This window comes from Methylovorus mays (genome assembly GCF_020531915.1).
In the GTDB taxonomy this organism is placed as follows: Bacteria; Pseudomonadota; Gammaproteobacteria; order Burkholderiales; family Methylophilaceae; genus Methylovorus; species Methylovorus mays.
Genome location: NZ_JAJAVG010000008.1, coordinates 446,217 through 460,744 on the forward strand (window position 1 = coordinate 446,217; position 14,528 = coordinate 460,744).

General features: G+C 57.9%; 17 protein-coding genes. 10 read left to right on the forward strand and 7 right to left on the reverse strand.

The window, feature by feature from the left end:
* Nucleotides 1–9: 9 nt before the first annotated feature.
* Both LG203_RS12560 and prmC read left to right on the forward strand, forming a co-directional pair.
* Nucleotides 10–450 (forward strand): DUF2127 domain-containing protein, encoded by a 441-nt coding sequence (locus tag LG203_RS12560; RefSeq protein ID WP_230346072.1) that lies wholly within the window; start codon nt 10–12, stop codon nt 448–450.
* A gap of 3 nt (nt 451–453) precedes the next feature.
* Nucleotides 454–1,347: a peptide chain release factor N(5)-glutamine methyltransferase gene (prmC, locus tag LG203_RS12565; RefSeq protein ID WP_230346073.1), complete on the forward strand. Its 894-nt coding sequence runs from the start codon at nt 454–456 to the stop codon at nt 1,345–1,347.
* Nucleotides 1,348–1,473: 126 nt separating this feature from the next.
* On the opposite strand, the gene LG203_RS12570 is transcribed toward prmC, so the two are convergent.
* Together LG203_RS12570 and LG203_RS12575 are read right to left on the reverse strand one after the other, a co-directional pair.
* Nucleotides 1,474–2,019 carry a DUF6806 family protein gene (locus LG203_RS12570; RefSeq protein ID WP_013443232.1) on the reverse strand — a complete coding sequence of 182 codons (546 nt, stop codon included), beginning with the start codon at nt 2,017–2,019 and terminating at the stop codon, nt 1,474–1,476.
* Nucleotides 2,020–2,060: 41 nt separating this feature from the next.
* Nucleotides 2,061–2,624, reverse strand: a complete 564-nt coding sequence (locus tag LG203_RS12575; protein ID WP_159354948.1) for a gamma carbonic anhydrase family protein — start codon at nt 2,622–2,624, stop codon at nt 2,061–2,063.
* A 28-nt stretch (nt 2,625–2,652) separates the two neighbouring features.
* Between LG203_RS12575 and metX the strand changes: the two genes are divergently transcribed.
* Nucleotides 2,653–3,792 (forward strand): homoserine O-succinyltransferase MetX, encoded by a 1,140-nt coding sequence (metX, locus tag LG203_RS12580; protein ID WP_230346075.1) that lies wholly within the window; start codon nt 2,653–2,655, stop codon nt 3,790–3,792.
* Complete coding sequence (gene metW / locus LG203_RS12585) at nt 3,789–4,409, forward strand: methionine biosynthesis protein MetW (RefSeq protein ID WP_230346076.1); 621 nt, start codon at nt 3,789–3,791, stop codon at nt 4,407–4,409. Before metX ends, metW begins: the two co-directional genes overlap by 4 nt.
* A 31-nt stretch (nt 4,410–4,440) precedes the next feature.
* Here metW and LG203_RS12590 read toward each other — a convergent pair whose 3' ends face one another.
* Entirely contained in the window at nt 4,441–5,106 is a 666-nt protein-coding gene (locus LG203_RS12590) for a sulfite exporter TauE/SafE family protein (protein WP_230346077.1), read from the reverse strand.
* A 47-nt stretch (nt 5,107–5,153) separates the two neighbouring features.
* On the opposite strand from LG203_RS12590, the gene LG203_RS12595 reads away from it, so the two are divergent.
* A complete protein-coding gene (locus tag LG203_RS12595) occupies nt 5,154–6,419 on the forward strand; it encodes an AmpG family muropeptide MFS transporter (RefSeq protein WP_230346078.1) in 1,266 nt (421 codons plus the stop codon).
* Nucleotides 6,420–6,437: 18 nt separating this feature from the next.
* Here LG203_RS12595 and LG203_RS12600 read toward each other — a convergent pair whose 3' ends face one another.
* The gene (locus tag LG203_RS12600; protein ID WP_230346079.1) at nt 6,438–7,232 is read right to left on the reverse strand and encodes an exodeoxyribonuclease III; all 795 of its coding nucleotides are present in this window, start codon (nt 7,230–7,232) and stop codon (nt 6,438–6,440) included.
* A gap of 6 nt (nt 7,233–7,238) precedes the next feature.
* Here LG203_RS12600 and pyrE point away from each other — a divergent pair, with 6 nt between their 5' ends.
* Nucleotides 7,239–7,898, forward strand: a complete 660-nt coding sequence (pyrE, locus tag LG203_RS12605; protein WP_013443240.1) for an orotate phosphoribosyltransferase — start codon at nt 7,239–7,241, stop codon at nt 7,896–7,898.
* Nucleotides 7,899–7,926: 28 nt separating this feature from the next.
* Nucleotides 7,927–8,460 (forward strand): DNA-deoxyinosine glycosylase, encoded by a 534-nt coding sequence (locus LG203_RS12610; protein WP_230346080.1) that lies wholly within the window; start codon nt 7,927–7,929, stop codon nt 8,458–8,460.
* A gap of 59 nt (nt 8,461–8,519) precedes the next feature.
* Here LG203_RS12610 and gatB read toward each other — a convergent pair whose 3' ends face one another.
* The 3 genes from gatB to gatC are packed head-to-tail and all read right to left on the reverse strand — an operon-like array spanning nt 8,520 to nt 11,728.
* Nucleotides 8,520–9,950: an Asp-tRNA(Asn)/Glu-tRNA(Gln) amidotransferase subunit GatB gene (gene gatB, locus LG203_RS12615; protein WP_230346081.1), complete on the reverse strand. Its 1,431-nt coding sequence runs from the start codon at nt 9,948–9,950 to the stop codon at nt 8,520–8,522.
* 2 nt (nt 9,951–9,952) lie between these two features.
* Entirely contained in the window at nt 9,953–11,416 is a 1,464-nt protein-coding gene (gatA, locus tag LG203_RS12620) for an Asp-tRNA(Asn)/Glu-tRNA(Gln) amidotransferase subunit GatA (RefSeq protein WP_230346082.1), read from the reverse strand.
* Nucleotides 11,417–11,440: 24 nt separating this feature from the next.
* Complete coding sequence (gene gatC / locus LG203_RS12625) at nt 11,441–11,728, reverse strand: Asp-tRNA(Asn)/Glu-tRNA(Gln) amidotransferase subunit GatC (protein ID WP_230346083.1); 288 nt, start codon at nt 11,726–11,728, stop codon at nt 11,441–11,443.
* Nucleotides 11,729–11,927: 199 nt separating this feature from the next.
* On the opposite strand from gatC, the gene LG203_RS12630 reads away from it, so the two are divergent.
* From LG203_RS12630 to mreD, 3 genes are all read left to right on the forward strand, one after another.
* Entirely contained in the window at nt 11,928–12,971 is a 1,044-nt protein-coding gene (locus LG203_RS12630) for a rod shape-determining protein (RefSeq protein WP_013443245.1), read from the forward strand.
* A gap of 127 nt (nt 12,972–13,098) precedes the next feature.
* On the forward strand, nt 13,099–14,043 hold the full coding sequence (gene mreC, locus LG203_RS12635; protein WP_230346084.1) for a rod shape-determining protein MreC: 945 nt from the start codon (nt 13,099–13,101) through the stop codon (nt 14,041–14,043).
* A 6-nt stretch (nt 14,044–14,049) separates the two neighbouring features.
* Entirely contained in the window at nt 14,050–14,526 is a 477-nt protein-coding gene (gene mreD, locus LG203_RS12640) for a rod shape-determining protein MreD (RefSeq protein ID WP_230346085.1), read from the forward strand.
* Nucleotides 14,527–14,528: the final 2 nt, after the last annotated feature.

Below are 14,528 nucleotides of genomic sequence, written 5' to 3' on the forward strand. Positions count from 1 at the left end.
GCGACGGCCATGAAATCCGCCGCCAGCCTGCGCAGCATCGCCCTGCTGGAAGCCGCCAAAGGCGCCCTGATCCTGCTCACCGCCCTTGCCGTGCTGACGCACTTGCATACCGACTGGCAAGCCGCTGCCGAGCAACTGGTGGCGCACTTCCATCTGAATCCCGCCCGGCAAACCCCGCGCTTTTTATTGCAACTGGCCGCCGATGCCAGCCAGCCGCGCCTGCTGGCCATCACCGCTGGGGCCCTGGTTTATGTGGGACTGCGCTGGGCAGAAGCCTATGGACTTTGGCACGACCGGCCATGGGCAAAATGGCTGGGCTTGGTCAGTGCCGGTGTCTACCTGCCGTTTGAATTCATTGAAATCCTGCGGCAACCCTCCATGCTGAGTTACGCCCTGCTCCTGCTCAATCTTGGCATAGTCATCATCCTCTGGCGCCACCTGCGCAAGTAAGTCATGCCCACCATTCAACAAGCGCTGCGCGAAGCCCAGCAGCAACTCTGCTCCAGGCTGAACCTGGAAACGCGAGAAGCGCGCAATGAAGCCCGCATGCTGATGAGCCACGCCCTGGGCAATGTCGAGCATGCCTGGCTGATCGCCCATGAAAGCGATGCACTGCCCCCCGAGATCGCCTCCGCATTCCAAGATTTACTGCACAGACGCCTGGCGGGCGAGCCCGTTGCCTATATTCTCGGCAACCGCGAATTTTTTGGATTACGTCTCGCGGTATCGCCCGCCACGCTGATTCCACGACCAGATACCGAAACGCTGGTAGAAACCGCCCTGGCGCGCATCCCGAGTGAAGGCGCTCGCGAGGTGCTTGATCTCGGCACTGGCACCGGCGCCATCGCACTGGCCATAGCCGCGCACCGCCCACAATGCCGCGTGGTAGCTGTCGATGCATGCGCGGCGGCCTTGCAGGTTGCTAGGCAGAATGCCGAAATGCTGGGGTTGGCCGCCACCGAATCCGATGACCATGGCATGACAAAAGGGAATGTGGAATTCAGACTGGGCAGCTGGTTTGCCCCGCTCGCCGATTTGAAGTTTGATGTCATCGTCAGCAATCCACCCTATATTCGCAACGACGACCCGCATTTGCAGCTGGGTGATCTTCGCCATGAGCCCATCAGCGCACTGGCTTCCGGAGCGGATGGGCTGGATGACATTCGCATCATCGTCCAGCATGCCCCGGCACACCTCATGCCATCAGGCTGGCTGCTGCTGGAGCATGGCTACGATCAGGCCGACGCCGTCGCCACCTTGATGCGCGATACTGACTTTGCAAATGTTCAGCATGCACACGACCTGGCAGGCATAGCCCGTGTGACGCTCGGGCAATGGATCGGCTAGATCATGCTGGCGCGGAAAATATGCCGGCAGCCGACCCCACCAGCATTCAACAGTAAAAAATAGGGATCGAGAAATTCAGACACCCACACACCGACGAAACATACCCGGCGTGCGGGAATAAAGAGATTAGTGCAAGCGACGGCGATCACTGCCGCCAGGTGTCAGGCCCACACTGAAATCATTGGCTTGCAGGGCATGGCCCTGACGCCGGAACAGCTGATCGACCAGCCCCAGCACCTCATCGATTTCACCCTGACCAAAATGCCGCGCCAGCAGGCCACCTACATCCGCCAGCATTTCGCGGCGCTGTGCATCCAGAATCGCAGCTGCCGTCGGGCCAACAAAGATAAGCTGCAGCTCGTCGCGCCCATCTTCATGGTAGGTACTGACCTCGACTGGCGATGCCTTTTCGCATAAAGGCCCCAGCGCCACCATGGCGGCTTCCAGCGCCTTGAAGAAAGTCTCTTCCACTTCCAGCGTGCAGCACATCTCCAGCGCCCAATTGCCCGCATTGTAGAAAAAGCCGGGCTGTTCGGGCTCCATGCTTTTCAACTCGCTCAGGTGCGCCACTTCCATTTCCTGCAGCAAAGGACGACAGGCATCCTCCACCTGGCGCGCGCTCACGCCCTCAACCAGCTCAAGATAGCCATGCACATGGACTTCGGTAGGCATGCCCACTCCTTCATTCAAATCAAGGGGATGATTATACCTGATCAGGCCGTCGCATCTGGATGCAGATAGCGATCCTTGAGCCGCATGTAGTGCTGGGCAGAATAGCTGAAATGGGCGATCTCCGCCTCGGTGAGGGCACGCACCTTTTTGGCCGGGCGGCCGATATACAAATAGCCGCTTTCCAGAATCTTACCCTCCGGCACCAGACTGCCAGCGCCCAGCAATACATGCTTTTGCACCACGACCTTGTCCATGACAATACTACCCATGCCGATCAGGCACTCATCTTCCAACGTGCAGCCATGCAGGATCACGCTATGGCCGACCGTGACATGGTTGCCGATAATCAGTGGGGCGCCAGGCGGATCCCAGCTCGATTGATGGCTGACATGCAGCATGCTGAGATCCTGGATATTGGTGCCATGGCCGATACGGATGAAATTCACATCGCCGCGTATCACCACCCCAGGCCATACGGAGGCATCATCACCCAGGCTGACCTGACCAATAATGGTGGCGGCATCATGCACAAACACGCGGGAACCGAACTCGGGAAAATGGCTCTGAAAAGCACTGATAGACATGTTGTTATCCAGATAGGGCATAGGGCTTTAGCCATAGTATAATCGCGAAATGTCAGAATCCTCCTCCATCGGCATTGTAGCCCCACAGATTGCGCACTTCACTGAACCGCTGCCCCTGAAAAGCGGCGAAGTCCTTCCGCAATACGACCTCGTTTATGAAACCTATGGCACGCTGAACGCGGACAAATCCAACGCGGTGATGATCTGTCACGCGCTGTCCGGCCATCACCATGTGGCAGGCAAATACGCCGACACCGACAAACATGCCGGCTGGTGGGATAATCTGATCGGCCCCGGCAAGCCTCTGGATACCAACCGCTTTTTCGTCATCGGCCTCAACAACCTGGGTGGCTGCCATGGCAGCACCGGCCCATCGAGCATACATCCGCAAACCGGCAAGCCCTGGGGATCGGCTTTCCCGCTGCTCACGGTGGAAGACTGGGTCACATCGCAAGCACGCCTGGCCGATTATCTGGGCATCAAACAGCTGGCCGCCATCGTCGGTGGCAGTCTGGGCGGCATGCAGGCCTTGCAATGGACCATCAGCTATCCCGAACGGGTGCGTCATGCACTGGTGATTGCCGCAGCTCCCAATCTCACTGCGCAGAATATCGCCTTCAATGAGGTGGCACGCCAGGCCATCATCACCGACCCTGAATTCCACGGCGGTGATTACTATGCGCACAAGGTCGTGCCACGCCGCGGCCTGCGCATTGCCCGCATGCTGGGGCACATCACCTATCTATCTGACGATGCCATGGGCGCCAAGTTTGGCCGCAAACTGCGTGAAGGCGAGATCAAGTACAGCTTTGACGTCGAGTTCGAGATGGAGTCCTACCTGCGCTATCAGGGCGATAAATTCGCCGGTGAGTTTGATGCCAACACCTATCTGCGCATGACGCGCGCGCTGGATTATTTTGATCCCGCTCTGGCGCACGATGGCGATCTCTCGCGGGCACTGGCGCCTGCCCAGGCAGATTTTCTGGTGATTTCATTCACCAGTGACTGGCGCTTCTCGCCAGCACGCTCACGCGAGATCGTAAAGGCGCTACTGGATAACGAGTTGTCGGTAAGTTATGCCGAAGTGACAGCGGCCCACGGCCATGATGCCTTTTTGATGCAGGATGCCCATTACCACGCCATTCTGCGCAACTATCTCAAGAAAATTAAAGTCGGAGGCCCAGCATGAGCAATACCTCCATCAAGTTTGCCGATGCTGCAAAATCAAGACACGACTTTGCGCTGATTGCCAAGTGGATCAAACCCGGCGCCAAGGTGCTAGACCTGGGATGCGGCGACGGCACCCTGCTCGGCTATTTGCGCAACACCTTGCAGGTGCGCGGTTATGGCGTAGAAAAAGACGATGCCAACTGGCTGGCCAGCATGAGCAATGGCGTCGACGTCATCCAGATGGACCTGGAAGCGGGCCTGTCGGGATTTGAAGCCAAATCATTTGATGTAGTGATCTTGTCGCAGACCTTGCAGGCGGTGCTCAATACCGAAGGCATCGTGCAGGAAATGCTACGCGTGGGTCATGAAGCCATCGTCACCTTTCCCAATTTTGGTTACTGGCGTCATCGCTTTCAGCTGATTGCCGGGCAGATGCCGGTTTCCAAGAATCTGCCTTACCAGTGGTATGACACGCCTAACGTGCATCTGTGCACCATCAAGGATTTTGACGAGTTCTGCATCAACCACCATATTGAAGTGATGGAGCGGCTGGTGCTGACTGAGCAGGAGCCCATCAACATGATGCCCAACCTGCGGGGCAGCCTGGCCATGTATCACCTCAAGCCAGCAGAGTAAGCATCACCGTTGATGCTTGCCCTGCGCGCGCTCAAAGCAGCACGCGATAAAGCCCGAACAGGCCAAACAGTATTACCGCCAGCCCACTCAGCTTTCTGAGCCAACCTTGCTGCAAGACTTTTTTCAGTTTCACCGCCGCCATACCCATCGCCAGCAAGGTGGGCAAGGTGCCCAGGCCAAACGCCAGCATAAGCAAGCCGCCCTGCACGGCATCTCCCGCAGCCAGCGCTGCCACCAGCACGCTATAAACCAAACCACAGGGCAGCCAACCCCATACCGCGCCCAGCAATATGGCCTGCCAGGGCGACTGCACCGGCAACAAGCGTCTGGACAAGGGCTGCAACTGCCGCCATAGCACACTGCCCAGCCGCTCGACATAGGTCACGCCGTGCCACACGCCTGCCAGATACAAGCCCAGCAACACCAGCATCAGGCTGCTGAGTCCGTAGAGTATTTTTTGAATGGGGAGGATATGTCCCAGAAAAAAGCTGCTGGCGCCGAGCGCGCCCGCCAAGACCCCGGCCAAGGTGTAACTCAAAATACGCCCGCCATTGTAGGCCAGCAGAAATGGCAAGCGTGGTCGCGCGCCCGGCAAGCTCATGCTGACCGCGCCGACGATGCCACCGCACATCCCGGCGCAGTGGCCGCCACCCAGCAAGCCCACCATGAACACGCCAAATAAAGTGAATTCCAACATCCTGATATTGTGGCATGCGGCACCCGATTTCGGGTAATGTGTCGCCCATGAACGCACAACCCACCTGGCTAAAGGCGCTGCTCAATCGGCGCATGCTGATCTGCATTTTCACCGGCTTCAGCTCCGGACTCCCCTTATTCATCCTGATCAGCCTGCTACCAGCATGGCTGCGTTCCGAAGGGGTCGACCTCAAGGCCATCGGCCTGTTTGCCTTGATCCAGCTGCCCTTTACCTGGAAGTTCATCTGGGCTCCGCTGTTTGACCGCTACATTCCGCCCATGGGCAGGCGGCGTGGCTGGCTACTGGTGACGCAGGTTGCCCTGCTGGTCAGCATTCCCCTGTTCGGCAAGCTGCATCCGGTGCTGGATATCTGGACCATCGCCTATCTGGCCGCGGTGGTAGCGTTTTTCAGCGCCAGCCAGGATGTGGTGATTGATGCCTATCGCCGTGAAATCCTGCCCGATGCAGAGCTGGGCCTGGGCAATGTGATTCACGTGAATGCCTACAAGATTGCCGGCCTGATCCCGGGCTCGCTATCGCTGATCCTCGCCGACCATATGGCATGGGATAGCGTGTTCATGATCACCGCGCTTTTCATGCTGCCCGGCATGGTGATGACGCTGCTGGTCAAAGAGCCCGAGCTCAAGCCCGGGCGGCCAAGAACCCTCGCCGCCGCCGTCATCGAGCCATTCAATGAATTCATCCACCGCAATGGCTGGCGCTCCGCGCTGCTAATTCTGGCGTTTATCTTTTTATACAAGCTGGGTGACAGCATGGCGGTAGCGCTGGCCACGCCGTTTTATCTGGACATGGGGTTCAGCAAGACGGAAATCGGCCTCATCGCCAAAAATGCCGGGCTGTGGCCGAGCGTGATAGGCGGCCTGCTGGGCGGCATCTGGATGGTGCGGCTCGGCATACACCGCTCGCTGTGGCTGTTTGGTGCGGTACAAATGCTGGCGATTCTGGGCTTTGCCTGGCTGGCCGTCGTGGGGCACGACCTGCTGTGGCTGGGGGTTGTGATTGGCGTGGAAGCCTTTGGCGTAGGCCTGGGTACCGCCGCGTTCGTCGCCTATATCGCCCAGACCACGCATCCGCTCTATACCGCCACCCAGTTTGCGTTGTTCACCAGCCTGGCGGCGGTGCCACGCACCTTTGCCAACGCCACCACCGGCTATCTGGTGGATATGCTGGGCTGGGTGAATTTCTTCCTGCTGTGTTTTGTGGCGGCAATTCCGGGCATGCTGTTGCTGCTCAAGATCGCGCCATGGCATGGCAAGCCGCTTGCCACGCCTTCTATCCGCGACCCCGAGTAAAGGTGCACCGAAAGCAGCTTAGCGCTGGTAATCAATAATCAGCGGCGCATGGTCGCTAAAGCGTTCCAGTTTGTAGATACTGGCTGCTACCGCCTTGGCAGCAAAATCCGGGGTCGCAATCTGGTAATCAATACGCCAACCCACGTTCTTGGCCCAGGCCTGCCCGCGATTGCTCCACCAGGTATAGCATTCGTCGGTGGTATCCGGATGCAGCACCCGGTAGACATCCACCCAGCCCACGCGGTCAAACAGATCCGTCAGCCAAGCGCGTTCCTCTGGCAAAAAGCCTGAGTTCTTTTTGTTGCCTTTCCAGTTTTTGAGATCGGCCTCTTTGTGCGCGATATTCCAATCGCCACAGATCACCACATCGCGACCGGCAGCCCGCAAGGCTTCGAGATGCACCAGGAATCGCGTCATCACACTGAACTTGAAGGCCTGGCGCTCTTCGCCGCTGGAACCGGAGGGCAGATACAGCGACACCACGCTGAGATTACCAAACTGCAGCTCCAGATAGCGGCCTTCGGCATCAATATCGGCTATCCCCAGGCCCACAATCACCGCATCCGGCTGCATGCGGGTATAGATGCCCACGCCGCTGTAGCCTTTCTTTTCGGCGTAGTGAAAATAGCCAAAATAGCCTTCCGGGTTCAGCATTTCCGGCGTCATGTCCGCCAGTTGCGCCTTCAGCTCCTGCATGCAGACGATGTCAGCATTCTGCTGTTGCAGCCAGGGGTAGAACCCTTTATTGGCCGCGGACCGGATGCCATTCAGATTTGCAGATATAATTCGGTACAAGCTCAACCCCTTTTCCATATTCTCATGTCTGATCAAGCCCTCGATTTTACGCAACAATTCATTGCCTTTGCCATTGATAAGCAAGTATTGCGCTTTGGCGAATTCAAAACCAAGGCTGGCCGCCTCAGTCCTTACTTTTTCAATGCGGGTCTGTTCAACGATGGCGAAAGCCTGATGAAGCTCGGCGAATATTATGCCGCCGCTATTGTGCAGTCCGGCATCCCTTTCGACATGCTGTTTGGCCCCGCCTATAAGGGCATCACCCTGGCCGCCAGTATCTCGATTGCCCTGGCGCGCCGTGGCGTCAATGTACCGTATGCCTACAACCGCAAGGAAGCAAAAGACCATGGCGAAGGCGGCACCATCGTCGGCGCCCCGCTCAAGGGTCGCGTGCTGATTGTGGATGACGTGATCTCGGCTGGCACCTCGGTGCGGGAGTCCGTGGAAATGATACGTGCGGCAGGTGCCACGCCCGCAGCGGTTGCGATTGCCATTGACCGGCAGGAACGCGGCCTGGGGAGCCTCTCTGCCGTGCAGGAAGTCGAACAGCAATCCGGCATGCCCGTGATCAGCATCGCGAGCTTGAGCAGCCTGATTGATTACCTCAAACATGCGCCGGAGCTTGCCACATTCCAGCCCGCCATTGAGGCTTACCGCAACGAGTACGGCGTGAGCTGCGCTTAATCTCCGACACGGCGGGCATCCTTGCACCATGGCCAGCATTGAAGGTTTCCCCGCCGTTGCCCAGGACGATGCCCGCGTTCTGATCTTGGGCTCCATGCCCGGCATTGCCTCGCTCACGCAGCAGCAGTATTACGGCCATCCGCACAATCTGTTCTGGCCCATCATGGGCGAGCTGGTCGGGGCTCACCCCCATCTGCCGTATGCAGAGCGTCTGGCCCAGCTAACACGCCACCACATTGCGCTGTGGGATGTCATGCATCAATGCTTTCGCCCCGGCAGCCTGGATAGCGCCATTGATGAAGGCAGCATTGTCGCCAACGACTTCGCCGGTTTTTTTGCCACACATGCGCAGATCCGCCATGTGTTTTTCAATGGGCAAAAGGCGGCGCAGGCATTTCAGCGCCATGTGCTCAAAGCAGAAAAGTTAAACAAGGATGCGCTGGCAAGCCTGAGGTTTACCACCTTGCCATCCACCAGCCCGGCGAATGCCAGCATTCCGCAAACGACAAAACGGCAGCAGTGGCAAAGCATCCTGCAGGCACTAGCAGACAGCGCGATGTAAAAATGAAAAAAGCCGGGACATCCCGGCTTTTTTCATGCGCGCAAACTATTGCCAGCTGATCAGGCACCCAGTTTTCGGCGCAGCACCTCATTTACCTGTGCCGGGTTGGCCTTGCCCTTGGAAGCTTTCATGGCCTGGCCCACCAGCGCGTTGAAGGCTTTTTCCTTGCCGGCGCGGAACTCTTCCACCATGGCAGCGTTGGCAGCCAGCACTTCATCGATGATGGCTTCGATGGCGCCGCTATCCGTCACCTGCTTCAGGCCTTTTTTCTCGATGATACTGTCGGCATCGCCTTCACCAGCCCACATCGCGTCGAATACTTCTCTGGCGATCTTGTTGGAGATGGTGTTGTCGGCAATGCGCTTGAGCAACCCGGCCAGTTGCAGCGGGCTCACCGGTGAAGCGCTGATATCCTGATCCTGCTCGTTGAGCTTGGCCGCGACACTGCCCATGACCCAGTTGGCCGCCATTTTAGGCTCGGCACCCTGCGCTACCACGGCCGTAAAGTAATCGGCAATGCCACGCGAAGATGTCAGGCCAGATGCGTCATAGGCTGAGAGCGAATACTCACGTTCGAAGCGTTCTTTCATGTCGCCCGGCAGCTCGGGCATCACGGCTTTCACCTTGGCAATGTCTTCCAGCGTAATCTGCAAAGGCAGCAAATCAGGGTCAGGGAAGTAACGATAGTCGTTGGCTTCTTCCTTGCTGCGCATGGCGCGGGTTTCACCGGTATCGGGGTTGAACAGCACGGTGGCCTGCTGGATGGTGCCGCCGTCTTCCAGCGTCTCGATCTGCCAGCGGGTTTCGTATTCAATCGCCTGCTGCATGAAGCGGAAGGAGTTGAGGTTCTTGATCTCGCGGCGCGTGCCGAGCTTGTCGGAACCCTTGGGGCGTACCGAGACGTTCACGTCGCAACGGAAACTGCCTTCCTGCATGTTGCCGTCGCATATACCTATCCACTGCACCAGCTCGTGCAGCTTTTTGGCATAGGCCACGGCCTCGGCGGCCGAGCGCATGTCCGGCTCGGTCACAATTTCCAGCAGCGGCGTACCGGCACGGTTGAGGTCTATGCCCGACATGCCAGCCGACGCGCCATGCACCGACTTGCCCGCATCTTCTTCCAGATGCGCGCGGGTAATGCGGATGGTCTTCTCCTGATCGCCCACCTGCACGGTGAGCGATCCCTTGCCTACCACGGGCAGCTCGTACTGGCTGATCTGGTAGCCCTTGGGCAAGTCCGGGTAAAAGTAATTCTTGCGGGCAAACACCGAACGCGGCGCGATCTCGGCATTCACCGCGAGGCCAAACTTGATAGCGCACTGCACAGCTTCCGCATTCAGCACTGGCAACACACCAGGCAAGGCGATATCCACCGCGCTGGCCTGGGTATTCGGCTCAGCACCAAAGGCAATGCTGCTGCCGGAAAAAATCTTGGACCTGGTTTGAAGCTGGGTATGTGTTTCCAGCCCGATAACAACTTCCCACTGCATGATTAAAGCCCCTCCGGCATACGGGTATGCCAATCCGTCACTTGCTGATAGGCGTGGCCTACATTCAGCATACGCGCCTCGTCAAAATAGTTACCGATCACCTGCAGACCGACTGGCAGTTGCTTGCCATCCACACTGGCAAACCCGGCAGGGATGCTCATGCCAGGCAAACCGGCCAGATTGACGGCGATGGTGTAAAGATCTTCGAGGTACATGGCCACCGGGTCATTTGCTTTTTCACCGCTACGGAATGCCGTGCCTGGCGCGGTGGGCCCCATGATCACATCACACTGGGTGAATGCCTTGGCAAAGTCCTCGGCAATCAGGCGGCGGATTTGCTGCGCCTTGAGGTAGTAGGCATCGTAATAGCCTGCCGACAACACATAAGTACCGATCAGGATGCGGCGCTTGACCTCGGCACCAAAGCCTTCAGCGCGGCTCTTGCAATACATATCCAGCAGATCGTCATACTCTGCAGCGCGGTGCCCGTAGCGCACACCATCGAAACGCGACAGGTTGCTGGAGGCTTCCGCCGGGGCCAGCACATAGTAAACCGGAATGGATAATTGGGTATTGGGCAGGCTGATCTCGACAATCTCGGCCCCCAGCTTGCGATATTCGGCAATGGCCGATTCCACCACGGCAGCGACTTCGCTGCTGAGGCCGTCAGCAAAAAACTCCTTGGGCAGACCGACGCGCAGACCTTGCAATGGCTTGCCCAACTCACGCTCGTAATCTTCCTTGTCGCGTTGCAGACTGGTGGAGTCACGCTCATCAAAGCCGGTCATGACATTCATCATCAGCGCCATGTCTTCACAGGACTTGGCCATGGGGCCTGCCTGATCCAGGCTGGAGGCAAAGGCGATCATGCCATAGCGCGACACCAGACCATAGGTCGGTTTCAGGCCGGACAAGCCGCACAGCGAGGCTGGCTGGCGGATGGAGCCGCCGGTATCGGTACCGGTCGCCGCCGCACAGAGGCGCGCTGCCACGGCAGCCGCACTGCCGCCAGAGCTGCCGCCCGGTACGCGCGTGCGATCCCATGGGTTTTGCACCTTGCCGTAGTAACTGGTTTCGTTGGAAGAGCCCATGGCGAACTCGTCCATATTGGTCTTGCCCAGGTTCACTGCGCCGGCCTGATCAAACAGCTTGATCACGGTGGCGTCGTATGGCCCGATAAAGTTGTCCAGCATTTTGGAGCCACAGGTGGTTTTCCAGCCATTGGCGACAAAAATGTCTTTCTGCGCAATCGGAATACCAGTGAGCGGCTGCGCATTGCCAGCGGCGATGCGTGCATCGGCGGCCTTAGCCTGGGCGAGGCTGCGCTCAGCGTCTATCGTGATATAGGCATTGATCTCGGGGTTATGATCATCAATGCGCTGCAGGAACGCCTGCGTCAGTTCGGTACTGGATATCTGCTTCGCCTGAAGCATGGCACCCAGCTGTTTGAGGCTGCTGTTTATCATGGAGTTGATTCGCGAACGTTAGGGTTATTCGATGACTTTGGGAACGAGGTAAAGTCCGTTTTCAACGGCAGGCGCAATCGCCTGGAAAGCGGCACGCTGATCGTTTTCAGTGACCACATCAGGACGCAAGCGCTGCACCACATCCTGCGAATGCGACATGGGCACGATGCCGGTGGTATCCACCGCCTGCATCTGTTCAATCAGCCCAAGAATGCCGGATAACTTCTGCAAGGTGGCTTCAGCCTCCTCATCGCTCACCTCAATTCGCGCAAGATGCGCGATGCGCTTTACATCTGAACTGCTCAGTGACATGGGTTTATTCCAGAACGCTTAAAGATTAAGCCGCCTTGGCGGCCAATGTGGACAGGGGAGCAACGGCCCGCCAGCCCAAATTTAAAACTAGTCTTAAAATTCGCGACTATATCGGGTATTATAACTTGATTTTATGCACATCTTCAGCCACGACTTGCCTCAGCCAAGGCGTGGCCGTTCGTTCAGGATACAGACAACCATGTTCGGTCTTTTAAATAGTTACTTCTCCAACGATCTTGCGATCGACCTCGGCACCGCCAACACCCTGATTTACGTCCGCGGCCGCGGCATCGTCCTCGACGAACCTTCCGTTGTTGCCATCCGCCAGGAAGGCGGCCCCGCAGGCAAGAAAACCATGCTGGCCGTTGGCCTGGAAGCCAAGCGCATGCTGGGCCGCGCCCCAGCCAACATCACCGCGATCCGCCCGATGAAAGACGGCGTGATTGCCGACTTCACCATTACCGAGCAAATGCTCAAGTACTTTATCCGCAAGATTCACGAATCCCGTTTGTTCAGCCCCAACCCGCGCATCATCATCTGTGTGCCGGTAGGCTCTACCCAGGTTGAGCGCCGCGCGATCCGCGAATCTGCCATTGGCGCCGGTGCCCGTCAGGTTTACCTGATTGAAGAACCGATGGCCGCCGCGATTGGTGCTGACATGCCGGTAGCAGAAGCCACCGGCTCCATGGTGGTCGACATTGGCGGCGGCACTACCGAAGTGGGCGTGATCTCGCTGGGTGGTATCGTTTACGCCAAATCCGAACGCGTGGGCGGTGACAAGTTTGATCAGGCCATCATCGATTACATCCGCCGCAATTACGGCATGCAAATCTCCGAGCCAACGGCCGAACTGATCAAGAAGAAAATCGGCTCCGCCTTCCCTGGCTCCGAAGTACTGGAAATGGAAGTCACCGGCCGCAATCTGGCAGAAGGCCTGCCACGCAAGTTCACCATTTCCAGCAATGAAATTCTGGAAGCGCTGACCGAGCCATTGAACTCCATCGTGGGCGCAGTGAAGTCTGCCTTGGAGCAAACCCCGCCCGAACTCGGCGCTGACATTGCCGAAAAAGGCATGGTGCTGACCGGCGGTGGCGCCTTGCTGCGCGACCTGGATCGCCTGCTGGTGGAAGAAACCGGCTTGCCCGTCATCGTGGCCGAAGACCCACTCACCTGTGTTGCCCGCGGTAGCGGTCGTGCACTGGAAGAAATGGACAAGCTCGGCAATGTATTTGCCAGCGAATAAGCAGATCCGCGTATCTGCATAACCGTAACAGGCCGGCAACGGCCTGTTTTAATTGATAAGCGTAGTTTGTTGGTGCCCAGCCTGACGGGCCCTCAACTACAGGATAGACTCAGGGCTGAACCTATCGATGCCGCGTCCGCTTGAACCTCAACACTCACCGGCCTTCTTTGTCCGCGGCCCCAGTCCGTTTGCCCGCCTCATTTTCTTTGCCGCCGTCTCGCTCACCCTGATGGCCACCGATTCGCGCCTGCATTATCTGGTCGAGGTTCGTCAGGGCTTCAGCGCCTTGATGCATCCCCTGCAGGTGCTGGCCAATGCGCCATCAGACCTGATGCACGATGCCAACGAATACCTCACCACGCACAGCACCCTGCTCAAGCAAAACAGCCGATTGACCGAGCAGGCCTTGCTGCAAAGCGCAGAACTGCAACGCTTCCGCTCACTGGAGCAGGAAAACGAACACCTGCGCAACCTGCTGGGTGCCGCCCGCAATTCGCCACAAAATGCGCGCCTGGGCGAGATTCTGCATATCGGCCGTGACCCCTTCACCCATCGCGTGGTGATCAACCTGGGCAGCCGCCATGAGGTGATCGCCGGGCAAGCCGTGATTGATGCCGATGGCGTCATCGGACAAGTCACCCGGGTCTACCCGTTTACCAGCGAAGTCACGCTGATTACCGACCGCGAACTCTCCGTGCCCATTCAGGTGGAGCGCAACAGCTTGCGCGCCATTGCCTTTGGTCATGGGCGCGACACCATGCTCGACTTGCCTTACTTGCCAGCCAATGTGGATATCCGTCAAGGTGACCGACTGGTGACCTCAGGAATTGATGGGGTTTATCCCATGGGGCTGGCAGTTGCAGTAGTCGTCAAGGTCGAGCGCAATCCCAACTCGCCATTTGCGCATATCGTTTGCAAACCTCTGGCGGGCATCGAAAATCACAAACAGGTGCTGCTGCTGGATATGCCAAAACCTGAACCCGTGGTTAACCAGAAAAAAACGGCAGCATCTGCGGCGACTTCTGCGAGCCAGAAAACCCCGGCCCCTAAAACCCCGACAGCTCCCCAATAATCTGACATGCGCCCCAACCTCAGCACCATCTACCTGACTCTACTTGCGGCCCTGCTGTGCCAGCTTCTGCCTTGGTCGGGCATCGCATTGACCATGCGCCCGGACTTTGTCCTGCTCGTCTTGCTTTATTGGCTTTTGCGTGCGCCACATTTATGCAACATCGGCACCGCATGGTTCGCGGGCCTGGTGATTGACCTGGCGACTGGTGGCCTGTTTGGCCAGGCAGCGCTGGCATATGCTCTAACGGCGTTCTTTGCCTTGATCTATCAGCGCCGCCTTACTCTGTTCAATATCTGGCAACAAGCAGCCTATGTATTTGCTCTGCTGGTGTTCAACCAGGGTACGCTGCTCATTCTCAAGATGTTTGCCGGTGGCGAAAGTCCAGGCTGGGGCTATTTCTACCCTTGCATTACCGGCATCATGCTATGGCTGGCAGTGATTTTCACCCGGCTTGGCATTCAAGGCCACACGGATCAGGACTAAGC